The 23666-nt window shown below is 55.5% G+C and carries 22 protein-coding genes and 10 pseudogenes; 27 read left to right on the top strand and 5 right to left on the bottom strand.

Features of this window, described 5'->3' with window-relative positions; genetic code table 11:
• Positions 1–352: 352 nt before the first annotated feature.
• The 4 genes and pseudogenes from FBY02_RS26405 to FBY02_RS26390 form a co-directional block, all read left to right on the top strand.
• Positions 353–944 (top strand): annotated as a pseudogene (locus tag FBY02_RS26405) (reverse transcriptase domain-containing protein); the annotation flags it as partial.
• Positions 945–1023: 79 nt separating this feature from the next.
• Positions 1024–1382, top strand: a pseudogene (gene tnpB / locus FBY02_RS26400) (IS66 family insertion sequence element accessory protein TnpB).
• Between the two features lie 18 nt (positions 1383–1400).
• Positions 1401–2290, top strand: a pseudogene (locus FBY02_RS26395) (transposase).
• Positions 2291–2921: 631 nt separating this feature from the next.
• A complete protein-coding gene (locus tag FBY02_RS26390) occupies positions 2922–3173 on the top strand; it encodes a hypothetical protein (protein ID WP_144931234.1) in 252 nt (83 codons plus the stop codon).
• A 774-nt stretch (positions 3174–3947) separates the two neighbouring features.
• Here FBY02_RS26390 and FBY02_RS26385 read toward each other — a convergent pair.
• The gene (locus FBY02_RS26385; RefSeq protein WP_178115389.1) at positions 3948–4679 is read right to left on the bottom strand and encodes a lytic polysaccharide monooxygenase auxiliary activity family 9 protein; all 732 of its coding nucleotides are present in this window, start codon (positions 4677–4679) and stop codon (positions 3948–3950) included.
• Between the two features lie 185 nt (positions 4680–4864).
• Between FBY02_RS26385 and FBY02_RS26380 the strand changes: the two are divergent.
• The 21 genes and pseudogenes from FBY02_RS26380 to FBY02_RS26285 form a co-directional block, all read left to right on the top strand.
• A pseudogene (locus FBY02_RS26380) lies at positions 4865–5683 on the top strand (IS66 family transposase); the annotation flags it as partial.
• Between the two features lie 69 nt (positions 5684–5752).
• Complete coding sequence (locus FBY02_RS26375) at positions 5753–6013, top strand: DUF6429 family protein (protein WP_144931229.1); 261 nt, start codon at positions 5753–5755, stop codon at positions 6011–6013.
• 184 nt (positions 6014–6197) lie between these two features.
• Positions 6198–6494, top strand: a complete 297-nt coding sequence (gene tnpB, locus FBY02_RS26370; RefSeq protein ID WP_178115775.1) for an IS66 family insertion sequence element accessory protein TnpB — start codon at positions 6198–6200, stop codon at positions 6492–6494.
• Positions 6412–6591 (top strand): annotated as a pseudogene (locus FBY02_RS26365) (transposase domain-containing protein); the annotation flags it as partial. The gene tnpB (FBY02_RS26370) and the pseudogene FBY02_RS26365, both read left to right, overlap by 83 nt.
• Positions 6592–6760: 169 nt before the next feature.
• Entirely contained in the window at positions 6761–7162 is a 402-nt protein-coding gene (locus FBY02_RS26360) for a GFA family protein (protein WP_144931225.1), read from the top strand.
• Positions 7163–7285: 123 nt separating this feature from the next.
• Positions 7286–7618: a GNAT family N-acetyltransferase gene (locus FBY02_RS26355; RefSeq protein WP_256662566.1), complete on the top strand. Its 333-nt coding sequence runs from the start codon at positions 7286–7288 to the stop codon at positions 7616–7618.
• A gap of 6 nt (positions 7619–7624) precedes the next feature.
• Positions 7625–7852 (top strand): hypothetical protein, encoded by a 228-nt coding sequence (locus FBY02_RS28185; protein ID WP_178115387.1) that lies wholly within the window; start codon positions 7625–7627, stop codon positions 7850–7852.
• A gap of 182 nt (positions 7853–8034) precedes the next feature.
• The gene (gene gbpA, locus FBY02_RS26350) at positions 8035–9501 is read left to right on the top strand and encodes an N-acetylglucosamine-binding protein GbpA (RefSeq protein ID WP_144931223.1); all 1467 of its coding nucleotides are present in this window, start codon (positions 8035–8037) and stop codon (positions 9499–9501) included.
• Positions 9502–9567: 66 nt separating this feature from the next.
• Positions 9568–10095 carry a cytochrome b gene (locus tag FBY02_RS26345; protein ID WP_256662568.1) on the top strand — a complete coding sequence of 176 codons (528 nt, stop codon included), beginning with the start codon at positions 9568–9570 and terminating at the stop codon, positions 10093–10095.
• 8 nt (positions 10096–10103) lie between these two features.
• Positions 10104–10631 (top strand): type II secretion system protein N, encoded by a 528-nt coding sequence (locus FBY02_RS26340; protein ID WP_144931221.1) that lies wholly within the window; start codon positions 10104–10106, stop codon positions 10629–10631.
• Between the two features lie 7 nt (positions 10632–10638).
• Positions 10639–12564 carry a type II secretion system secretin GspD gene (gspD, locus tag FBY02_RS26335; protein WP_144931219.1) on the top strand — a complete coding sequence of 642 codons (1926 nt, stop codon included), beginning with the start codon at positions 10639–10641 and terminating at the stop codon, positions 12562–12564.
• Positions 12561–14033, top strand: a complete 1473-nt coding sequence (gspE, locus tag FBY02_RS26330) for a type II secretion system ATPase GspE (protein WP_144931217.1) — start codon at positions 12561–12563, stop codon at positions 14031–14033. Before gspD ends, gspE begins: the two co-directional genes overlap by 4 nt.
• A gap of 4 nt (positions 14034–14037) precedes the next feature.
• Entirely contained in the window at positions 14038–15246 is a 1209-nt protein-coding gene (gene gspF, locus FBY02_RS26325; RefSeq protein ID WP_144931215.1) for a type II secretion system inner membrane protein GspF, read from the top strand.
• A 3-nt stretch (positions 15247–15249) separates the two neighbouring features.
• Positions 15250–15705 carry a type II secretion system major pseudopilin GspG gene (gene gspG, locus FBY02_RS26320; protein ID WP_144931213.1) on the top strand — a complete coding sequence of 152 codons (456 nt, stop codon included), beginning with the start codon at positions 15250–15252 and terminating at the stop codon, positions 15703–15705.
• A gap of 2 nt (positions 15706–15707) precedes the next feature.
• Positions 15708–16175, top strand: a complete 468-nt coding sequence (gspH, locus tag FBY02_RS26315; protein ID WP_144931212.1) for a type II secretion system minor pseudopilin GspH — start codon at positions 15708–15710, stop codon at positions 16173–16175.
• A complete protein-coding gene (gene gspI / locus FBY02_RS26310) occupies positions 16168–16563 on the top strand; it encodes a type II secretion system minor pseudopilin GspI (protein WP_144931210.1) in 396 nt (131 codons plus the stop codon). Before gspH ends, gspI begins: the two co-directional genes overlap by 8 nt.
• Positions 16556–17089: a type II secretion system protein GspJ gene (locus tag FBY02_RS26305; RefSeq protein ID WP_144931208.1), complete on the top strand. Its 534-nt coding sequence runs from the start codon at positions 16556–16558 to the stop codon at positions 17087–17089. The genes gspI and FBY02_RS26305 overlap by 8 nt, the downstream gene beginning before the upstream one ends.
• Positions 17086–17919 (top strand): type II secretion system protein GspK, encoded by an 834-nt coding sequence (locus tag FBY02_RS26300; protein WP_144931206.1) that lies wholly within the window; start codon positions 17086–17088, stop codon positions 17917–17919. The genes FBY02_RS26305 and FBY02_RS26300 overlap by 4 nt, the downstream gene beginning before the upstream one ends.
• Positions 17920–17930: 11 nt before the next feature.
• Positions 17931–19037: a type II secretion system protein GspL gene (gene gspL / locus FBY02_RS26295; RefSeq protein WP_144931203.1), complete on the top strand. Its 1107-nt coding sequence runs from the start codon at positions 17931–17933 to the stop codon at positions 19035–19037.
• Positions 19034–19492, top strand: coding sequence for a type II secretion system protein GspM (gspM, locus tag FBY02_RS26290; protein WP_306085258.1), 459 nt, complete (start codon positions 19034–19036; stop codon positions 19490–19492). Before gspL ends, gspM begins: the two co-directional genes overlap by 4 nt.
• Positions 19493–19551: 59 nt before the next feature.
• Positions 19552–19725, top strand: a pseudogene (locus tag FBY02_RS26285) (IS5/IS1182 family transposase); the annotation flags it as partial.
• Positions 19726–20222: 497 nt separating this feature from the next.
• Here the strand turns inward: FBY02_RS26285 and FBY02_RS26280 are convergent.
• The 4 genes and pseudogenes from FBY02_RS26280 to FBY02_RS28900 form a co-directional block, all read right to left on the bottom strand.
• Positions 20223–20948, bottom strand: a complete 726-nt coding sequence (locus FBY02_RS26280; RefSeq protein ID WP_144931201.1) for a hypothetical protein — start codon at positions 20946–20948, stop codon at positions 20223–20225.
• 144 nt (positions 20949–21092) lie between these two features.
• Positions 21093–21860: pseudogene (locus FBY02_RS26275) on the bottom strand (IS5 family transposase).
• Between the two features lie 161 nt (positions 21861–22021).
• Entirely contained in the window at positions 22022–22324 is a 303-nt protein-coding gene (locus tag FBY02_RS26270; RefSeq protein WP_256662567.1) for a response regulator, read from the bottom strand.
• Positions 22325–22448: 124 nt separating this feature from the next.
• Positions 22449–22682, bottom strand: a pseudogene (locus tag FBY02_RS28900) (ATP-binding protein); the annotation flags it as partial.
• A 29-nt stretch (positions 22683–22711) separates the two neighbouring features.
• On the opposite strand from FBY02_RS28900, the pseudogene FBY02_RS28895 reads away from it, so the two are divergent.
• Both FBY02_RS28895 and FBY02_RS26260 read left to right on the top strand, forming a co-directional pair.
• Positions 22712–22888, top strand: a pseudogene (locus FBY02_RS28895) (transposase); the annotation flags it as partial.
• A pseudogene (locus FBY02_RS26260) lies at positions 22864–23237 on the top strand (transposase). The pseudogenes FBY02_RS28895 and FBY02_RS26260, both read left to right, overlap by 25 nt.
• The last annotated feature ends 429 nt before the right edge of the window (positions 23238–23666 follow it).

Raw genomic sequence — 23666 nt, 5'->3', positions numbered from 1 at the left:
GCAACCAGCTTGGCTGTGGTGGCCACGCTGATGACTTGGAAGTCCTCTGCGCACCCGGCAAGAGGAAGTGTTAGCCCAGAGGCAAGCAAGGGTGTCGCGGGTGACTGCGAATCCGAAGGAAGCCCGAGGCAAAATGCTGGCCTGACGAACAGGAAGCGGATAGAGGCGGCGCAGCGGGGTTAGACGGCCCAAATCATCGAAGCCCAATACTTACACAGAATACTGTGACGTAAATCCGACAGGCATAAGCAGAAAGGTCGCGCGAACTATGCGCTTGCCAGTGTGCTATCGAGCGTCGATAGGCGACGGGATGAGCGTGCAGAACTCAACCGAAGCCGTAGCCGATCAGGTTATGTCGCCAATAGGCGTCAGAATCTCGTCGAATGTCGAAAAAAGCAGAAATCTCTCCTCAAGAGGGCTATAACCCCAAGTCCCGGACGGAATCCGGGGCTTGCGGCTGGTAGTGCGCAGACATCGGCGGCGTCTGTGACGTGGACGAACGCGGAGCCGGACACGCTGAAGGAGCGGGTGCTTGCACCGGTAACCTGCGGCGTGTGTATCAACGTGTGGTCAGCAACAAGGGCGCACCGGGTGCCGATGGCATGACGGTGGAGCAATTGGCGGACTACACGAGACAATATTGGCCGATCCTCAAGACTCGGTTGCTGGCCGGTGAGTATCACCCGCAAGGTGTACGCACCGTCGAAATCCCCAAACCCAAAGGTGGAACACGGCAGTTGGGCATTCCCTGTGTCATGGATCGCCTGATCCAACAGGCTCTGCTGCAGCTCACGCCGAACTTCGATCCTCTGTTCTCGGAGTACAGCTACGTCTTTCGTCCGTGCAGAAGCGCTCATCAAGCCATCGAAACAGCCCGCGCCCATGTGGCGACGGCTCACCGCTGGTGCGTGGAGTTTGATTTGGAGAAGTTCTTCGATCATATCCGATCCATAAACCCCGCATTCCAAGCGAATAGCTGACAACGGATGCAGTGCTCCCGATTTCGATCAGGAGCCCATCACCATGATGCGTCCCAATGCTCGCGTTGAAAAAGTGTACCTTTACCCAAAGCCGGTAGACTTTCGAAAATCCATCGATGGCCTGGCTGCGTTGGTCGACTCGGTATCAAAGTCGCGGTGTTTGACCCTGTGCTCTTTGTTTTCCTGAATCGACACCGCAATCGGGTCAAGGTGTTGTATTGGGAGCGCAACGGCTTTTGCCTTTGGCTCAAGCGCCTTGAGTCTGGATGTTTTAAAACTTCACCCGACGCCACCGACGAGGCGATCGAGTTGACGGTGCAAGAACTGAACTGGCTGCTCGACGGCTTTGATCTCTGGCGCAATCGTACTCATCAGGTTTTGACGCCTCGTTTCGTCGCCTGAACCGGTATAATCCGGGCGATGGTTTTCCTGCCCGATTACCTTTCTGATGATCCTGTTCTGCTCAAGCAGTTGTTGCTTGAGGCACTGACTCGCCAAGCAAAAACAGCCCAAGTTCTGGAAGCCCATGAAGGCCACATCGTCGATTTGAACGAACAGATCAAGCTATTGCGCGACTGCTTGTTCGGGCGCAAATCAGAACAAACGGTCGAGCCCAATACCCCGCAACTGGCGCTGTTCAACGAGCCTGAAAGCGAGCCGACGCTTCAGTCTGCGAAATGGTTGCTCCAGCTCCGCGCCGTGGCAAGCGCAGGCCACCGTTGGCTGACATGCCACATATCGAAGTCATCCACCTGTGCCTGCGGTTGCGCAAAGCATGTGATCGGTGAAGAAACCAGCGAACAGCTGGATATCGTGCCGATGTAGATCCGGATCATCAGATACATCCGCAAAGTCTACGGTTGCCGGGGTTGTGAAGTTGCCCCGGTCACCGCTGACAATCCCGCCCAGTTGATCGAAAAGAGCATGGCCAGCCCGAGCGTATTGGCTAGGTTGTTGACCACCAAGTATGTCGATGGCCTGCCACTGCATCGTTTCGAAACGGTGTTGAGTCAACATGGCATAGATACTGCGCCGGACGCTGGCGCGTTGGGTGATCCAGTGCGCATGGCCCATGCGCGTCGCAATAAAGCCGTTTGTGATCGGTCGTAAGGCCTGGCTATTCAGCGACACGCCCAAAGGCGCGACGGCCAGTGCCCAGATCTATAGTTTGGTCAAAACTGCCAAGGTCAACGGCCAAGAGCCTTATACATGGCTGCGCCACGTACTGGAGCGACTGCCGCATGCGCAGTCGGTAGCTGACTACGAAAGCACTATTGCCGTGGAATTGCTCACCGGAAATGCCACGATAAACCGTTATCCCATCCGTAGGTAGGCAGTTTATGGTTCGGTTACGAATCAAGCTCGATTCTGCTGCTCAGAATGAAATCGCGAGCGCGATGAGGAATGAATGCTGCTCAGTAACTCCTTCATGAAATGTCCGCCCTGCAACAGGGGAAGATGAATAGGCCAAGTTTGGCATACACCTTTAGTGATAAGGGGGGCTTCGTCTACTCTCGCCCTATGAGCAGTATCGCGAATATCAATTGAACAACCACTGAGCCCGCTTGAACAAGCGAGATCGCACTCAGGGAAATTTCCTACAAGAATGCAGGACTCGACCTACATATTACGCATATCGTAACTGTCATCTTTAGATAGTAGGCCCCTATTTAAATTTGGTTTTAAATACAACTCACACCATGCCGATAGTCCTTACAGGTTGTAATCATGCTAAAAAACACGCTACGTATCTTGATCGCTGACAAGCAACACCTTCAACGTTTCTACATGGCTTGTAATTGAGATTCTGGTGTACTAATGTGGTCACAGCATTTTGTCACATGTTGTGCAACAGGCTGCTAGAGTAGATGTTCGATGAGATGATTGGCGCTGGTCGACCTATTGAGTGCCGTTATTACCACCTTGCCAAGGGAACTGCATATGCACACTGAGGAACAGAAAATCTCAGCAAATATAGCGAAAGCTTGTACACTTTTTTCACGGGCGTTATCGATAGAGTTTTTAGCGTCTAAGCGCAAAGAAGCCAACATGTTGTCCAATGATGAATTGGAAGAGCTGTGTGATGCCATAGAGAATGCTCAGTTACAGTTGGATCGCTTATACTTCCGATATTTCGGAAATGGAAATGTTGGTGCTGCAAGAATAGCTGCACAGAAGACCGAATCACAATAGACGAAATCTATTTGTACATCTTGCTAGTCGACTCGATGCCGGCTTTACGCACCCTACGCGGCGGCACCCAACAAGGTCTGTATGATACTATAGCGGTGACGTAGTGCTGCTATGTCTGAGGGCGCTTGCTTGCCAGCATCGCAGACGCGGGTTCGGATGCAATTACAGTGTTGTCCTCACTTAATCGGCGTTGCCAATACCTCGTTGCCATATCATCTTCGCAAGGATGAAGCTCAATGGGGAATTCGCCATTTGATGAATATCTCTTGGTCGAGACTATTTAGCGCATCGCATATTTCATCGGCAGTAAGGGGACGGCGAACACACCTTCCTCGCCCTTAATGCTGGAGTTCGGAAGGTGTGCTGGCTGGACGCTTACAGATAAAAATCCAAAATGATATATTCGCAAGAAAAACCGCATAGTTGGCAATGATCGAAAACGCTGTTTGTCCAGGCTGGAACTAATTATGACATCGCAAAACGTTGTGCTCACCCCTCACCAAAAATAAATTAACCGCGCATTAGTTTAGTCCGGATTTTTTCAAAGTTCCAGCGAAGGAATGTTGGGGATGCATGCGCCTACCTCTCTACTCGCAAATAGTCGATCACAAAGGGCAAACCTGGCTGTGCAAAGCCAGCCCATTGCCTTCCAACGCATCCATAGCCTGGATTTGTACACAGCTGGAAACCACTAAATTTGCAACCTCCGAGCCTCTTTAAAAAAATGGGCGCCAAAGCGCCCGCACAATTAACGCGTAAATCTTAATCACACCTTTAATCGCGAGAATTCATAATCACATCACTACAACTAAAAAAGGTCTCACGCGCCGGATCCTCATTACGTTCCCACATGACAAATAGGATCGCTTTGTTGCCGCTGACATACCCATCAGGAAGCTTAACATCTAAATTATAACGACCTGGAACGATACTTTTATTTTTACTGTCCGGCGCCTGTTCCCATTTAACATCCGGTGACTCCTTAAGCGCATCCCATTGCAGGTGATCCTGATCAGTCAAAAAAACCCTAAACTTGCTTGGATCGTGCATCTGGCTGGCGATATAAGTCAATTGAACACGTCCCTCCTTTATATCCATGTCTGTGGTGTGCCAAGCATCATTGCGATCGTTGATACTGTCATAATCCGCTAACCCGGCAGAACAAAGTTTTCCATCAGGGACAAGGTCTTTTGGCTTGGTCGGGGTCTGAGAGTTTGCAAGGTTCTGGGAATAAGCATTCCAGTTATTAAATAGCCTGGCACGCTTCCAATCTTCATCACCCGCGTCCTCAAAGGATTTTTTGCAAGCGGCATTCTTAATGCCGCCACTACCATTGCCATAGTCCTGCTGCGAATAACAATAGTATTGTCGTGAAGGGGGACTCTCCGATGTACCATGCATGATTTCCGGCGACTTTTTTTCGATAATTTTTTCCGCTGCCTGCACAGAGGCGCACAAGCTAGAGAAAACAAAAATACTACTCATAGCAAGCTTATAGCAATTCATGATTCTCTCCATAATTTACTCAATCGTCCATACCAGATTGCAGTTTCAATCTACGTAACGAGCGTAGTCTAGAAACAAAAATATGAAATATTTACCAAAAAATATTTTTATTTTAGGTATACCATTTCTCCGTACAATAAATGTGGACATTGCGTCTCATTGATGAAAATGTTGATCTCATCAGACCTGATGTGTTGGTGATGTTGCTGACGACCAAATACGTCGATGGCCTGCCACTGCACCGCTTCGAAAAAGTGCTGGGCCTCCACGGCGTCGATATTCCACGCCAAACCTTGGCGCGCTGGGTGATCCAGTGCGGCGAACACCCGTTATCTTGTTTGACTACTCGACCAGCCGGGTGCAGGAGGTTGTGTCGCGCCTCGAAAGCTATCGCGGCTACCTGATGACCGATGATTACGCCGGTTACAACGCTTTGGGCGCGCAGTCCGGTGTCGAGCGTTTAGGCTGTTGGGCACATGCGCGACGCAAGTTTGTCGAGGCGCAAAAGGTGCAGCCCAAAGGCAAGACCGCGCGCGCGGATATCGCCCTGAATCTGATCAACAAGCTGTACGGTATCAAGCGAGATTTAAAAGAAGTCGGCGATGAACATCGCCATGAAAGTCGACAGCATAACAGTCTGCCAGTGTTGGCGCAGTTGCATGCCTGGCTGGAGAAAGCCCAGCCACAAGTGACGGCGCAAAATGCACTGGGCAAAGCCATCAGCCACCTGGCCAGCAACTGGATCAAGTTGGTGCGCTACACCGAAGCCGGTGACTTGCCGATCGACAACAACGCCGCCGAGCGTGCGATCCGGCCCTTCGTGATCGGGCGCAAGAATTGGCGACACGCCAAAAGGCGCGACGGCCAGCGCTCAACTTTACAGTTTGGTCGAGACAGCTAAAGCCAACGGCCAAGACCCCTATGCGTGGCTGACGACGGCTTCTTCGGTTGAGGATTACGAAGCTTTACTGCCCTGGAACTGCTCACCGGTATCGCATAGTTAAACGCGCTATCCATCTTAATGGCTGATGGGGTTTACGGTGAGTTTAAAGAATACGAGTGGAGCAACGATCATGGAATACGACGATAAACTGATTGAGGAAGCCGTGCTTGCCCTGTTGGCAACCTTCAGTTTTGATAACGGCAATGCTTGGAAAGGGTTCGACTTCGAGACCATGAGCCGATTGCATGAACAGGGTTTCATCAACAATCCGGTAAACAAGAACAAGTCGATTTGGTTGACGGCTGAAGGGCTGGTGCGCGGTCGGCAGGTAGCCGACCGGTTATTTGGGGTAAGAACTCAAGTGGAGCATGAATCCGACTTAGATAGCTGACTTCATACCATGGCCATACGGTAGGTGGGGTTTATGGATCGCATAAGATATTTCATATGTAAGAGGCCGGCGAACACATCTTCAGAGTTCGGCCGATATACTTGCCCGGTGATTAGTATCGATACATTTGGCTTGCCACCGAACCGATGGACATGCAAGCGGGTACCGAGACCGCGTTGGCTGGGTGGTCGGGGGAGGTACGGCAAAGCAGCGCTGCACTTATCTGTTCGCCAACCGCCGCGCCACTCGTATGAAAGTCCTGGTGCGTGATGGGCTTGGCATCTGGCTGGCAGCTCGTCGGTTGAACCAAGGCAAGTCGCACTGTCCAGGAATTCACCATGGCTTTGAGATGGAGTTGGATACCGAGCAACTTAAGACCCGATTAATTGAGCAGATGATTGTTTGCCGGGTCGCTTCGCAGTGGCAAACGGGCGGCGGCGATCATGAGTCCGATCCAGTCGGCACGCATGAACGGGCATGATCCGTATGCCTATCTGAAAGATGTGCTGACACGGCTGCCGACACAGCGGGCGAGTGAGATTGGTCGATTGTTACCCGATCACTGGCGACCGACGTAGTGGCCAAAAGGTGTGTCACTACAGGTGGGGAATTGCACTCCTCTTGACCAAGCATTTGCGTTGCACTTGCCCATCTGTTCGTATCTTCAACGAAATCGGCCAATAGCGGTCGATCGACTGATTGGACTGGGACGATTACGCTGGCGTTATTCACCTGCACGGAACAGCTATGACACAGGTATACCAAGGAAGCTGCTTATGCGCTGCCGTTAGTTACGAGCTACTCGTCTCACCAAAAGCAGTGAGTCATTGTCATTGCAACCAGTGTCGCAAAGGTCACGGGGCAGCATTCGCTTCGTACGGCAGCATTCCGCGTAGCGCGCTTCGAATACTTCGCGGTTCCACCAGCATTAAAACTTATGCTTCGTCAGAGACGGTATTACGCGAGTTCTGCATGGACTGCGGTTCGACTCTGTTCTGGCCACGATCTGAAGGTAAGTTTGCCGACTGGGTCTCGATAGCGTTGGGCACGCTTGATACGCCCTTCCTGCCTCAAAAGCAGAAGCATGTTCATGTCGACTCCGCAGTCCTCTGGTTCAAATCATCTAACCTATGCCCTCAGGTCGACTGACGGCTTTGGGTCGCTTTCTGCCGGTCTCAGTCACCAAGTGTGCTGGTCAAGTCCAATGCAAACGATAGGTCAAGTCGAATACGAATGGTGGGCAAGCCTGTGCAATACCCAGTTGAGAACAATATGAAAGTTCGAAAAGCCTTACTAACCGATGCAGAATCGGTGTCCAAACTCCTAGGCCAGTTAGGCTACCAAACCTCGCCAAAGCTAATCCGAGATAAGCTTGAGGCTTTAGAATTTAGCGCTCGCGATACCGTGCTGCTGGCACAAGACGGTAAAAATATTATCGGCGTCATAAGCTTACACGTACTTGAACTGTTTCATCAGCCGGGTAGGCTCGGACGCATTACCTCCCTTGTCATTGATGATGACTTCCGAGGACAAGGAGTAGGGGCAATGCTATTTCCGCTGCTGACGCGTTTTTTACAGAGCAACTTTGCGTCCGGGCTGAGGTGACTAGCAGTGACCACCGAATACCGGCTCACACTTTTTATCAGCAGCAAGGTTACACGGTCGACGAGCGTAGGTTTGTCAAACGGTATGATTCTTCCGGGGCATAGTAAGTTTAAATTCGGCGAGCACATCACCTTGATCAAATATAAAACTGGTGAGCAGCGTGTATTGCCCGAACGCTTACTTTTTTCACACAAACTCCCCTGGCTCATCAAATCTTTGACTGATGACTTTTAAGAACCCGTAGGAATAACCAGAGAAAAATCCCTCAACTCAGGGGGATTTTTCCTACATAGAAAACCCTAGTGTCTCTGTAAGGTTCTGGCACCTGCGGCGGGGCTGCGTAGAACAATCCTATGCACTCACCCAGGCCGACGATGTTTCGTCGCTCAATCTTGATGAGTAGTTTGGAACTTACTATGAAATACAACGCCGTTAAGAGAAGTACATTCACTGGGTGTGCTTCGTCATTGCTCCTGCTATCAGCCATCGTTGCCTCTCACGGCGCGTCCGCTCATGGTTACCTCGAAGTGCCTCCTTCACGCGCATTGATGTGCCAGAAAGGCGAAAACAAAGACTGCGGTGGTGCGCAGTACGAACCGCAGAGCGTGGGCGAAACCTACAAAGGCTTTCCTGCTGGCCAAGGTGGTGCTCCGGGGCAAGGTCCTATTGACGGAAAAATCGCCAGCGGCGGTAACGAGCGATTTTCCGCCCTTGACGTCCAAACAGCCACTCGCTGGCAGATGACTGAAATCAAAGATCGTAACATTGCTTTCAAATGGCAATACACCGCGGTACACCCGGCCACCAAACATGAATATTTCATCACTCGCGAAGGTTGGAACCCGAACGAGGCGCTCTCGCGCGCCTCGTTCGAAAGCACGCCGTTCTGTGAGATCGATGGCGGTGGTGAGAAGCCAGAACCGGGTACCCCGCATAACTGCGTCATTCCCGACAACAAGACAGGCCAGCACGTGATTCTGGCGATCTGGACCGTGGAGGACACCTCTATGGCCTTCCACAATGTGACGGACGTGAACATTCTCGCCGAAGCGTCACTGCCGGGCGGCTGGTCGGCGGTGGGCAGCATCGCGCCTTCGGCCCCACTGCTGACGGGTGACAAAGTCAAGGCCCGTGCCTTCACCGCCAGCGGCGAAAGCAGCGCATACAGTGTGGAAATCAGCATCGACAATGTTGAAGAAGGCAAGCCTGGGAACTGGTCGTTCAAACTGGCCGAAGCGATCAACAAGGCGCATGCCGACATCCGCGCGGGCGTCCGTGACGACGAAGGCAACATTACACCAGTCAAGGGTACGAACAGCTTGTACGCCCAGAAAGAAACTGGCGTAAGCCGTTATGAAGTACAACTGGACATGAAGGAAGACACCGGCGCTCGCCTGGAGATTGCTTCCCTGCAGCCTGAGTACGAACTTGTGAAGGGCAACACCAGTCTGGAATTCTCTGTGCAGAGTACCCGCAAGATGAATCTGGAAGCGGCCCTGTTCGATGAAAAGAACAAACAGGTCGGTGCGCTGACTCAGACCGTGGGCGACGGCAACAGCCCGTTGAAACTGGATGCTCGCAGCGCACCAGGAGCTCATACCCTGACGCTGACGGGCACCACTGTCGATGGCCGGACTACCCGCCAGGATACCGCCAGCGTCATCCTAACCGGTGAAGCCGCGGGTACCGAATACGATTTTGTGTTCCCGGATGGCATCAAAGGCTACCTCGAAGGTACGAAAGTACTGCAAGAGAAGACGGGTGAAGTCTTCCAATGCAAACCTTTTCCTTACTCCGGCTGGTGCACGACCTTTAGCGGAACAGCTAACGGCTATGAGCCGGGTATCGGTTCCAATTGGCAAGACGCTTGGGACAAGTTGTAAGTCCTGACAGGCAGGGCTTCAGGCGGTCCGCAGGGTTGCCTGAAGCCTTCAAATGAGTAGCAAGTGATGATGCTTTCAGGTTATTTCAAACGACGGATACTGCTGCACTGGGTATCAGCCATTATTATTTTATGGACGCTGATGTCCGGCTTTTATGTGGCTTACAGTCCGGTGTCCACTTCAACCAAACAGTGGGTCGGCTCGCTCAATGTGTCCCTGACAACTCTGTTCATTCCGCTGTTTGCGTGGCGGCTTTTTTCCGAGTTGGACATTCGCGGGAAGGTGTTTTCATTTAAAACATGCTTGGCCCAGGCAGTTCACGCGATAATTTACCTGACCATCAGTCTCGTGCTGGTGACCGGCATATTGATGATGACAACTTCCATCAAAATGTTCGGCCTCTTACAGATTCCCCAGCCGTTGGAGGACCTGCGACTGACCGAATTGGCCTTCAAGATCCATATCTTGTCCTGTATGGCACTGGCGATGCTCGTCGCGTTGCATATCTGTGCGGTGGTCTGGCATGAGTCTTCGGGGCGCGGGGTACTGCGGCGGATGTCATTCAGGAAATTTCCGAACGCACTCATCCAGTGAGCGCCAAGATGATTTTCTTGCACTGGTCCGGCCACCATCTGCCGAAGGCGTTGCTGGTGCTTGTGCCTCTGCTGTACGGAGGGTTCCTGGCGGAGCGGGAATGGCGCTTTCGTCAGGAACTGCCCAGCCGGGTGCCGGTGGTCGCCGCCCCGGCGATCCCTCAGTCTCGCGTTCCACTCAACGTGCAAGCCGTGGCAACCGTGCTCGGCCTGACGCCTCAAGAGGCCCAATTATCCAGTGCCGAACCAATCACCTTGCAAGCCAGCTTCGTCTCGGACCAGGGGTTATCGCGGGCTTTACTGGCTGACGCTACGAGCACGCGGATATATCAGGTAGGTGAACGCTTGCCCGGTGGCAGTGTGCTACGCCGGGTCGAGGCCACCCATGTGCTGTTGTGGCGCAACGGACGGGAAGAGAAACTGGCCCTGAAAAAGATAGGCCAACCTTTGCTGCGTCAGCTAGGTCCTGAAGTCGGGCGCCAGACTGTGCCTTATTCTTCGCAATACATACGCCCGGTGGCCGGGCAATCAGAGTGAAAAATTCATGAACAGCTTTATTCGGGGCCGCGTATCGCGCGTCCTGTTCGGCCTTGCCGTGGTTTGCCCACTGACGATCCACGGTTCGCTGCGGGCCGAAGAGGCTCATTGGCAACTGGCGATGAATAATGCGGAGTTGCGTGACGTGGCCGAGGAGTTCTCAACGATTCTGGGCAAGACTGTGGTGCTTGATCCCCGGGTGTCGGGGCGTATTACCATCATGTCCCGCGAGGCATTGGACCGCGAAGGTGTACGTCGGTTGTTCTATTCGGTGCTCGATGCACACAACTTCACGGTGATCGACGAAGGCGAGCGGATCCTGATCACCCCGGTTAGCGATGCCAAGACACGCGCCGGTAACGATGCAAAAAGCGCCACACCGTCGCAGTTCGTCACGCAGGTCATCGCACTTCAATCGAGTATTGCCGCCGACATCGCCGGGCTGGTTCGGCCACTGGTATCGACCAACGGTTATCTCGGCCCCTCGGCGTCGGCCAACGCGCTGGTAGTGACCGATACCGCAGCCAATGTGCGACGTATTACCCGGGTGGTCCGGGAGTTGGATTCGGGCGCCAACCGGAACCATACGGTGGTGCAATTGCGCAATGCCCAGGTCTCGGATATCGCCCCTGTAATGGAGGCCTCCGGTAGCAAGCGTGACGGTGATGCCATCGGTACGCTCATTGCTGATCCCCGCAGTAATCGGCTGGTGATTATCGGTACTCTGGCGGCACGACAACGTCTAGTCGAGCTGGCCCGGACTCTGGACGTACCGGCAACCGCCCCCCAAGACAACGCGAGAGTCATCCGCCTGCGCCACAGTAACGCCAAGCAATTGGCCGAGGTGCTGGATGCCGTCGGACAGGATAACAAGGTAACGCAGGCAGTGCCTGGGGCACGAGAAAAGCCTTCGGATACCTCGTTCATGATTAAGGCCGACGAAAGCCAGAATGCCCTGGTACTGATCGCCGAGCCGGCCCAGGTGCGAACCATCGAGAACATCGTCCGCCAACTGGATCAGCCCCGTGCGCAAGTGCTCATTCATGCCGCCATCGTTGAGATTTCCGGCGATATTTCCGAAGCGCTGGGTATCCAGTGGGGCCTGAATACAGGAAGCGCAACGGGCCTCATCAACTTTCCCGGCACCGACATTCCAATTGTTGGGGGCCTAACGTTCGAGGGCGAGAAAACCGCGCCGGAAGGGGCGCTCCTGCGTCTGGGCAGCGATCGTTTCAGTGCGCTGATTTCGGCGTTGGCCAGCAACACCCGTAGTAATCTGCTCTCCACACCGAGTCTGCTGACTCTGGATAACCAGGAATCGGAAATCATCGTCGGCCAGAACGTTCCGTTCAAGACTGGCTCCTACGCCACTAATAGCAGCGGTTCCGAAAACCCATTCACCACCGTGGAGCGCAAAGACGTCGGTATCAGCCTAAAGATCAAGCCCTTCATCAATGAAGGCTCGACTTTGCGCCTTGAGGTAGAACAGGAAGTCTCAGACATCGCACCCTCGGTCTCCGGCGTTGACTCCTCGGACCTGATCACCAACAAACGGGCCTTAAAAAGCACCATCTTGGCGGACGATGGCGAAATCATCGTGATCGGCGGCCTGATTCGCGACAGCGTTCGTACCCAGGAAAGCGGCGTGCCGCTGCTGCGCAGCATTCCCTATCTGGGCGCGCTGTTTCGTTGGACCCGGGACACTCAGACCAAAAGCAATCTGATGGTGTTCCTACGGCCCACCATCGTACGCAGCAAAGAAGATCTGGCCGACGTGAGCCGCGGGCGGTATCACGCACTGCGGGAACTGAGCAAACCGGGAGCGCGGCAGAGTAATTCGTTGCTGCTGCCTCGGGAGGCCAGTCAGTTGTTCGAGCCCCCGGTTGATGGGCCAACGACGGAACTGCGTCGGCAGAAATCGGGTGATCAATGAGTGACGCACAAGCACCGTTGCCTTTCGGTTTCGCCAGACGCTTCGGTGTGCTGCTCGATGGCGAAGGTTCGGCGATGAGTTTGGTGGTGCGCCAGGACACACCGTTGACGGCGGTGGCCGAAGCCCGGCGCTTGTGCGCCATGGAGCTACCGATCCTGGTCTTGGAGCCGGCTCAGTTCGCCACACGTCTGGCCAGCGTCTATCGCCAGGGGCAGAGCGCCGCCGAGCAGGTCGCCCAAGGCCTGGATGAGGAACTGGACCTGCTCAGCTTGGTCGACCAGGTGCCACAGACCGCCGATCTGTTGGAACAGCAGGGCGACGCGCCGATCATCCGATTGATCAATGCCCTGCTCAGCGAAGCGGTTCGCGAGCATGCCTCGGACGTGCATCTGGAGACCTTCGAGAAGTATCTTTTGGTGCGCATGCGAATCGACGGTCAGTTACAGGAAATGCTGCGTCCGCGCCGGGAGTTGGCGAACTTGCTGGTGTCGCGGATCAAGGTCATGGCACGTCTGGACATCGCCGAAAAGCGTGTGCCCCAGGACGGGCGAATGGCCCTGCGACTGGCGGGCCACGAAGTCGATGTACGGGTCTCGACCCTGCCTTCGGCCCATGGCGAGCGCGTGGTGTTGCGCCTGCTCGACAAGCAGGCCGGGCGCCTGGATCTGCAGCGCCTGGGCCTGCCCGACGACACCCTGACCAGCTTGCGCCAATTGCTCGGAAAACCCCACGGCATCGTGTTGGTGACCGGCCCCACCGGCTCGGGAAAAACCACCAGCCTGTATGCGGCGCTGAGTAGCATCAACGACCAGGCTCGAAATATCCTTACTGTCGAAGATCCTATCGAATACCACCTGCCAGGCATCGGCCAGATGCCGGTCAATCCGAAAGTCGACATGACCTTTGCCCGTGGCTTGCGGGCCATTTTGCGCCAAGACCCAGATGTGGTGATGGTTGGTGAAATACGTGATCGAGAAACCGCCGAAATCGCGGTCCAGGCCTCCCTGACCGGGCATTTGGTGCTCTCGACTTTGCACACCAACAGCGCCGTCGGTGCCGTCACGCGACTGGTGGACATGGGCGTGGATGCCTATCTGCTGGCATCATCCCTGGCCGGAATCGTAGCGCAGCGGTTGTTACGGACCTTGTGCCCATCCTGTAAGACCCCCTATGTTGCCGACGTCACCACCTGTCGGCGCCTTGGGCTCGAAGCCGGTGCCGCGCCACGGTTGTTCAAGGCCCAGGGTTGCGATCAATGCCAGAAAGGTTATCGCGGGCGCTTCGGTATCTATGAATTGGTGAGTGTCAGCGCTGCGTTGTCGGAACTGATTCATCAGGGCGCCACCGAACAGGCGCTGGCTCTTGAAGCGCGCAAGACCTCCCGCAGCCTGTTTCAGGATGGGCGCCAGCGAGTTCTGGAAGGCCTGACCAGTGTCGATGAACTGCTACGCATCACTCAAGAGGATTAGCGCCATGCCGACCTTCGACTATCGGGCGGAAGATGCCCGTGGCCGCCGCTGTAGGGGCCGGGTGGAAGCCGACAGCCCTCGCCATGCGAGGCAGTTGCTACGCGAGCGTGGCTTGTTACCCAGCGAATTGCTGGAAGTCAGGGAGCAACTGACAACGGGGTCCCGGCGAGTCGGGGTACGTTTGAGTTCAGCCGACCTGGCGCTGCTGACCTTACAGCTCTCCACCCTGATCCAGGCCGGGCTGCCTCTTGAAGAGGTCTTGGGTGCAGTTGCCCAACAGAGCCAGAAGCGGCGCGTCGCTGGCCTGCTGGCAGCAGTACGAAGCCGGGTGATGGAAGGCCATGCTCTGGCGACCGCAATGGGCGCATTCCCTCAGGCCTTTACCGAATTGTACTGCGCCACCATCGCAGCCGGCGAACAGTCCGGCCACTTGGGCCAAGTGCTTGCACAGTTGGCGTCTTATACCGAGGCACGACAGGCCTCGCGTCAGCGCATTCAATTGGCATTGGTATATCCGCTGATCCTGATGCTGGCGTGCGTTGCGATTGTCAGCTTCCTGCTGGGCTATGTGGTGCCGGATGTGGTGAAGATTTTCGTCGATAGCGGCCAACCGTTACCGTGGCTTACCCAGGCGATGATCGCCTTGAGCGACGGGTTGCGCCGTTATGGTCTGCTGATGTTCGGCGCGCTGGCCGGAATGGTCGGGCTGTGGCGCTGGAGCCTGCGCCAGCCAACGTGGCGACTGCGCTGGCACCGGTTGTTCCTGAAGCTTCCCGTGGCGGGCAATGTGCTGCGCACGATGGAAGCGGCACGCTTCGCCAGCACCTTGGCGATCCTCAGTAAAAGTGCGGTGCCTTTGGTGGATGCCCTGCACATCGCCGCCCAGGTGATCGGCAACTTGACTATCCGTGCCCGCATGGCCGATGTCGCCCGTTCGGTCCGCGAGGGTGGGACCCTGACTCGTGGCCTGCAGCTAAGTGGCGACATCCCACCGCTGATGCTGCACATGATCGCCAGCGGCGAACGCGCGGGGGAACTGGACAACATGTTGGCTCGCGCCGCCGAACAGCAGGAAGCCAACCTCGCAGCACGCATCGCGCTGGTCGTGAGCCTGTTTGAACCGGCCATGCTGGTGGTGATGGGAGGCGTCGTGCTGCTGATCGTCATGGCCATTTTGCTTCCTATTCTGAGCCTCAACCAATTGGTGAATTGATCCATGAAACTTCAAAACAAACGGCCTGTACGTCATCAGCGTGGCTTTACCCTGATCGAAATCATGGTGGTGGTGGTCATCATCGGCGTCCTCGGTGCCATTGTGGTGCCGCAGTTCATGAGCCGACCCGATCAAGCCAAGGGCACGGCCGCCCGGACCGATATCCAGGCGATTGCCACGGCCCTGGAAATGTACCGCCTGGACAACTTTCACTACCCTACAACCCAACAAGGCCTGGAGGCGCTGAACAAACGCCCCTCCGGCACACCCGCGGCAAGAAACTGGAACCCTCAGGGCTATCTCAAAAGCTTGCCGATCGACCCTTGGGGCACACCCTACCAGTACCTCAATCCCGGACAGAAATCCCTTGATGGCAGCTATGACCTGTACTCATTCGGCGCCGATGGCGTGCCGGGTGGAGACGGGTTTGCTGCTGACATCGGCAATTGGGCTGAGTGAACATGTACCGTCATTGCCGGGGTTTCACCTTGCTGGAGCTGATGGTCGTCATCGTCCTGATCGGGGTATTGCTAGGCACCGTTGGTCTCGCTATCGGCAAGGACTCGGCGCGTCAGGCTCGGCAGCAGGCCCAGGATTTCATTCGCGTAGTGCAGCAACTGCGTGAACAGGCGGTGCTGGATGGGCAGGAATATGGCTTGCGCATGCAGTCAGGCGCTTATCAGGCGTTGCGGCTTGAGGCCCTGGACTGGGTCCCTGCGGCGACCTTGCACCAGTTGCCTGAAGATCTCAAGTTTGAGCTTGAAGTGGACCGCCATGTGCTCAAGCTCAATGACGCGCCGGGATCGCCTCAGCTGTTGCTGCTCAGCAGCGATGAAATCAGTCCGTTCCGGTTGTTCATCCACGCGGGTGGTAAGACCCTGGCGCGGGTATTCAGTGACGGCTTGGCTGAGCCGCTGATCGATGAGTGAGCATCACAGGTCTCGCGGGGTCGCCGTCAACTGCAAGGGCTTCACGTTGCTGGAGGTGATGGTTGCGATGGTTATATTCGCGACGCTGGCCGCCGCAGTGATGTCGGCCAGTCAATTCGTGCTCAGGCAAAGCGCTGGGCTGGAGACGCGTCTATTTGGTGTTTGGCTGGCGGATAATCAACTGAGCGAGTTGCGCCTGCAATCGGCCGCGGCGTTAGGCCAACAACGTTTGACGCGACGCCTTGATCATCGCAATTGGATCCTGGAGCAGTACATAACCCCGGCCCATGAGCCGCGTCTGCTCAAAGTCGACATCCAAGTCCGCATTGAAGGGAACCGGACGCTCGTGCACCGCACCACCGGTTGGATAGACACCCGTGATGAATAGACAGTCGGGCTTCACCCTATTGGAACTGGTGATTGCCATCGCCATTTTTGCCCTGCTTGGCCTGGGTAGTTGGCGCTTGTTCGATGGCGTTGTCCGCACTCAGCAGGGTGCCGGGAGTCATGAGCGTGAAATCAGAGCTTTGCAGCGTGCAGTGGGGATTATCGAGAGAGACGTATGGCAGTCCGTTGCCAGCTCTATCAAGCTGACTCCGCAAGGTTTGCAATTGCAGCGTAGCCAATGGCGCAACCCATTGGATCAACCTCGTAGCGAGCGGCAAGCGGTGCACTATCGACTCAAGGGTGGCGCGTTGTGGCGGGACAGTCGCGGCGAAGGAGTCGACATCGTGCAACACCAAAAACTACTTGACGACGTACACAGCCTGACTTGGCGTCTGTTCGACCCGAAACGGGGCTGGCATGCCGAGACAGGGGGCGCCAGCTCACCGCTGGCATTGGAGCTGATCATGTCTACAGGGCGCTTCGAACAGATCCGTCGCGTGTTGCCGTTGCCGGAGAAGTCGCCATGAATCAGCAGCGAGGCGTAGCGTTGATAAGCGTGTTATTGGTCTTAAGTCTGGCGTTGCTGCTCACCGGCGGCATGTTGCGCAGTCACCGACTGCTGTTGCAAAGCAGTGCCCAGCAGTTGCAACAGGTCCAACTGCGTCAGCTGGCGATGGCGGGTGAATCCTGGGGACGGATGATATTGCAAAGCAGTGCGATAACAGCGTCCGGTCCCGTGAGTCTGAGCCAGGACTGGGCTCGGCTCGGACACGCACTTGAGGTTGAGGACGCCGAAGTCCACGTCGATGTCGAGGACTTGTCCGGGCGCCTGAACCTCAATGCCCTGCTGGGTCAGGGTCAGATCGATCAACTCACTCTCGGTCGCTGGAAGCGCTTGCTGCAATTGCTGAATTTACCTGAGCTGTCGTTGCCACAGGTCGGGCTGGTACAGGAGTTAAGCCAATTGCGCCTTTTGCCTGGCATCGACGGCCAAACACTGCAACGCCTGGAACCTTGGGTCGTGCTCCTGCCCCGGGAGGCAAAACTGAACGTCAACACTGCTTCGGAATTGCTGCTGATGACCCTTGACGGCATGGAAGCCGGACCGGCCAAGGCGGTGATAGACAAGCGCTCAAGCACGCCATATGCCAGCGTGCAAGCTTTTACCGGCGATCCACTGTTGTCCGGGTTGGGCATCGGCAGCCATGGGCTGGGGGTCAGTAGTCGCTGGTTCCGAATCACCGTGGATGTAGCGTGGGGAAACAGTCGTCTGCGCCTGGCCTCGGACATTGAACGTAATCCCGCTACCGGCCGCTGGACTGTTCATCAGCGCCGTTTTCTACCGACTATCACCTAGAGTAAGCCCCTTTGACGAAAACCTGGCTTTACCTGACAGCCGAGGGCCTGGTTTCGCCCTCCGCCGATTGGCCGTGCTGCCTGTGGTCACCCGACGGCGAGCGACGCCGACTGCCCCTACATGAAGCTGCCGTTGAATTGAACGGGCAAGCCGTCGATGTGCTGCTGCCGATGGAAATGTGCAGCGGGTTTCGCAGCGATCCATGGCCCTCGCGACGCCAGCCCGGACCGCAGGCCCTGGCGTTTGCCATCGAAGAACAATTGGCGGAGAACTTGGAGGCGCTGCATATCTGCATCGGTGCGCGGGATCGAGAACAACGTTATCCGGTGATAGTGGTGCAACGGACGCGGTTCCAGGCATTGCTGGCGTTGCTCAACGAGCACACCGTCGATGTTCGTACGATGCATGTCGACGCCGATCTGCTACCCGCTGATAAGGCCTATGGCGTGCGCTGGTTCGATCGATGGCTGCTGGGTGGCGCATTGCCGGCGCGAGTGGCACTGTCTGTCCGGTCTTTGGCCACGCTCAAGTCCGGCCTGCCGGAAAACATGAGCTGGAAAGACGAGGGGCAGGATCGCACAGGCATAGATGAGTGGCTGCTTGGTGCCGCTGGACAGCCGGTCAACTTGTTGCAAGGCGAATTTCGCCGACGCCGTCGGCGCCTACCGTGGCGCGGTGCGGCGGCGGCCGTGTTGGGGATGTTAGTACTCAGTTCGATGTTCAGTGAGGCGCGTGTGCGCTTTCTTGAGCGCGAAGCCCGAAGCTTGTACACCCAAAGCGAACAGCGCTTCAAGTCACTATATCCGGAGCAAAGCCGGATCGTCGATCTGGCTGCACAGTTCCAGGTATTGCAGAGTCATCGCGGTAAAAGCCAGAACACACAAATCACCCGTCTGGTCGGCCTGACGGACCAAGTGATCGGCGCAAGCAACGTTGAGGTGCAGCGTATAGATTTTCGGGAGGATGAAGGCTGGAAAATCCAATTGACCGCCACCAGCTTCGTCGAGCTTGAACAACTGCGCGAACGTGGGCAACAAAGCGCAATGTCTCTCACCCTGGGCAGCGCCAGCAAACAAGGCAACCGGGTGCAAGCCACCCTCACCTTGGAGAATGGATGATGGACCACAGTGCATGGCTGGTCCTGAAGCAGGGTTGGAGACGAATCACGCATCGTGAGCAAGAACTTCTGGTGCTCCTCATCGGGTTTGTGCTGGTGGTCGGGGCTTACTTTTCAATCTGGCAACCCACTCGGCAACGGCTCGATGTGGCTGAACGACAATACCTGCAGCAGGCAGAGCTGGCTGCCCAAATCCAGCGCGCCGAACCGCGCAACGGTGCAAGCGTCGTCACCAGCCCGTTGTCGGTGCAAGTAAACGACAGTGCTACTGCGGCAGGGCTGGATATCACGGAAATGAACGTCGACGGAGAAGCACTGCGGCTCATCGTGAGCGGCGACGCCAATCGCCTGCTTGATTGGCTGGATCAGTGCGAACGGGACGGCGCCACCTTGCAATCACTGACATTGGAGGCTCGAAAGGGAGAGCTGCATGCGCAGGTCGTATTGCGTCAATGACCCAAACCTAGACATTGCATAATTAAGCATGAATCACCTGTTGGGCCCCGTGTTGATTTTCAAGCTCCCCATGGGCAGAGGCCATCGTCGCGGATAAGGACTACAACAGCGAGAGAGTCAGGGAGCTGGTTGCGCTACAAGAGGCTAAGGCCGTAATCCCGAGAAAGCGGAACTCCGTGAAGGGTAATGCGGATCTGGACAGAGGTCTTTACCGCAATCGGCACCTAGTGGAAACTTGAACGAGGCCCCTCAGCAAATTTAAATCCTTGCTTCGGAGCGTGAGCTTTCCTCCACTCCCGCCCCGCCAGAGTCGCAACGAGGGAGGCACTATGTCCGACGCCCTCAGGAGGCGCTAATTAATTCCAAAATCTGCTCTGTGCCTCTGTGCCTCTGTGCCTCTGTGCCTCTGTGGCCAAGGTATTTTCCGGGTAAAAGCGTGAATTAATTAGCCCTCCCTATTGCTTGTTACACGTGGAATATCTGTGAGGCAGCCATGTATTTACATGGGATCCGTCTCAAAAGCGCTGTAGATTACCTCTGGCGGTGAGGGGTACAGGTGATCACGTTATTCGCCCTATGAGTCTGTGGCTGGCGCGTCGACATTTGCTGGCCAACTCAGGACAGGCGGGGCTGTAACAGGGATCTAGCTGCTGCGAGTCGTTCGCAGCAGCTAGATCCAATTGGCTGCTTTCAGAAGCGGCGAGAGTTGAAGTCGGTCAGAGGCACTTGGCTATTTCAGATCATCAGAAGTTTCATGACAATAATGTATGTTAAAATCGGTTGGCTTGGGGTTGTATATCTTGAATACATAGGTCTGGCTCGCCTGAAGATTGAACTCTGCCGTAGGCTGCGACGGTAATGAAAGACTTAGTGTTGTAATGGGGCTGGGCGATCCATCCTTATATATATCAACAAGTATTCTCTCCCACGTCGTTTTCAACAGAGATAGTTTTACGGTGTCATCTTTAGAAGGTGTAAATTCTCCGAGTTCTGTGGGCACTCTACCAGCAAAGTCATTAAAATGAATGCTCCAATCGGTCGATTGGTTCGTAATCTGGAGTACTGTGTTAGGAGCACCCTTAAAATAAACGTTGGTCCTCTCGTTTGGCGCCAATGAAAATTCTATAGATTCCTGCCCAGCAATTGATATGAATCCTTCTTTAATTACCTCGCCTGTGTTCTCTCTTTGTGCTCGGCAATATAGCTCTGATACAATTGAAGGGAGTTCCGGTGTGCCTTCAACTATGGATAGAGAAATCACGCCATTGGTTGCTTGAAACGGCTGGAAAAGTTTGAAGTCATTCGCGAGATTGTTATTGTAATAATGTATGTCGTCGCAAGTCTTACCCTTCGGGGCGCTTGGCTTTTCGGGAAGAAATTGCACACTCGACTCGATGCTGGTGTTGTCCACAATAATCGCGTCGATATCATTTGATTGGCTTGCACTCTTCTGCATGAGTCTGCTCCTGGATGAGTCGCGCTGGGCGATTAATGTTCCCGAGCGACGATACTTTCTTGATGGGCGTTGGTTCATACAACGTGAGAAACACTAGGACGGTTTGTCTATATCGTCAAGAAACAGGGGGGGCTCGTGCCGGTTTTAGGTTCTGTACGAAAAGTATTGTCGTAGGTATTGCAGCGCACAAGCCAGCGTGACCATCGCGCCAAAACTTCTGGCGAGCTTGTCGTAGCGGGTGCCGATTCTCCGGTGCTCTTTGATCCAACAAAATATCTGCTCAATGATGTTCCGTTGCCTGTATTTCGGGCGATCAAATAGCAGGGGCAGTCCTGGCTTGGGATTGCGTTTCATGGTGCGCTGCGGAATCGCCGGCTGCATCGATCTGTTTGCGGATGCGCTCACTGTCATAGCCCTTGTCCGCGACGATCACTTCGGCAGAGGGGAGCTGCGCAATCAGTTCGGGAGCTGCAGTGCAGTCGTTGATGTCGCCTCCTGTGATCTCGAAAGCCACCGGCAAATCCTGCGTATTAACCGCCAGATGAATCTTGCTCGTGAGCCCAGCGCGGCTTTTGCCGATTGCTTGAGGTTGACAGCTGGCGGCACCCGCACTGTGCTGATGAGCTTTCACATAGGTGCCGTCGATGAACGTCCACTCAAAGTCAGGCTCCTTAAGCAAGGCGTTGAAAACGCTGAGCCACTTGCCGGCCGCCCACTAGGCGTTGATGCGCTTGTAGACCGAATTCCAGCACCCGAAGGCGCTGGGCAGGTCTCGCCAGGACAGCCCACGCGCATCCGATAGAGCATGCCCTCAACCGTCATCCGCAAATCTGGCTTGTGATAAATCGCTTGCTGAAACAGAATTTTTTCCAGCTTCGACCAAAGCTCATCACTGAGCATCAATCGCGGCATCGCAAACCCGCAGGGTCCTGGTGTAAGGACCTCAATTCTGCGGGTTTGCTCTTCTTCCTCAATGCCCCACCGAAAAACGTCAACAGGCCCTAGGAAAGTTCCTTTGCAGGAAGGGCATTTCGATAATCCACCGGAGATCAATATTCCTTGGGTTGCGATATTCATGAAGCTCCCCTGCGTGAGTAATGAGCCGCGTGTTCACGTGACCGCTGCATGCGCTGGCGACGCGGGAGCAGGCGCCGCATGCCAAGTACGATTCCGGTAATGCTGATCGCGAAGCTGGCCATCTCATAGCCGTTCATATTGGGCATACTACAGTTGCTGATCACCACATCGAAATGCTCGCGGTGCCAGGCTTCCAGCCCACTGAGTCCATCCGCGGCCTCTACCATGCGGTGCCCCAGAAGGCCCAACTGCTGCGCCAGCAGCAGGCGGTTGGGCGGGTAGTCGTCGACAACCAGCACCCGCAGCCAGTCCGCCTGCGTATCGATGTTGGGGGCGACTCGACACTAGGGGAGGGCGGCTCCGGCAGGGCGTCGAAGGCGAAACGCACCCGCACGGCCGTGCCCACTCGAGGGTACTGCTTAGCGTCAGGTCGCCGCCCATCATTTCGCTCAGGCTACGGCAGATCACCAGACCGAGGCCCGAGCCGTTGCGTGCCTGTGGCTGGTCACGGGCCTGGGCGAAAGGGCTGAATAGGTGGCGCAGATCACCCTCGGCGATGCCGATGCCGCTGTCCTCCACCAGCAACTCGACGCATAGGCGCGGATCTCCGCTGGCCGGCAGCGCGTGCAACGTTATCCACCTTAAGTCAGTGTCCACTCAGTCCGGGACAAACCAGGATGCGCTAGGGCTCTGTGCGGGTGAAGGCGCTGGGCATCAGCTTGGCGGACGAGAAGGAAATCCTTGGCCTGTGAGCGAGGGTACCAAGTTCTGGTTGTAAGTGGTGACCGAGCTGCGTAATCGCGGCGTGCAGGACATCTTCGTCGCCTGCGTGGATGGCCTGAAGGGCTTTCCCGAGGCCATCGAGGCGGTGTTCCCGCAGACCAGCGTGCAGCTATGCACCGCGCACATGGTCAGGCACAGCCTGAACTACGTGTCCTGGAAGCGGCGGGCCGAAGTCGCCGCTGACCTCAAGCGGATTTACCAGTCCAGCCCGCCAGACGAGGCGAACTGCGCCTTGGCGAATTCGAGGCCAAGTGGGATGATGACTACCTGCCGATTGGTCAGTCCTGGCGGCGCAACTGGTCACGGATCACGCCGTTCTTCGCCTTCCCGCCGGCGATCCGCAAGCTGATCTACACCACCAACGCCATCGAGTCTGTAAACATGAGCCTGTGCGAGATCACCAAGAACCGCGGCTCGTTTGGGCTCTAACCTGAGGGATCCTGGTATCAAGTTAGAGTATAGCCCTACCTGACAATAGCGCTTGACGGTGCGCGATCTTAAGGGTTCTGTCGGATGGTCATCTTCTCCCTTGGGGGGAGTTGGCTCAATTTAGGTGTCATGAAATCCACGAGATTACTGGGGCATTTTTTTGCAGAAAATTAAATTGTAAAATTATCTTAATGTCGAAGGGACTTCCTACACGTACCCGGGAATTTTCCGACGTTCATACAAAAAATATTTGTATCTACTATTCCGAGCATTGGTGGGCATTTTTTTTGTAAATGGGGTGACCATGTTGGCGCCGACGCCGAATTGATCCCTTGGGGATGCGGACAAAAACTTGGACTGGTTATGCCGCGAAGCCCAGGCTCTCACGATACTCAACGGGACTGAGAGCGCCGAGGGAAATCTTTATAC

The organism is Pseudomonas sp. SJZ078 (assembly GCF_007828255.1).
Classification (GTDB): Bacteria; Pseudomonadota; Gammaproteobacteria; order Pseudomonadales; family Pseudomonadaceae; genus Aquipseudomonas.
This window is presented reverse-complemented; position numbering and strand designations above follow the sequence as displayed.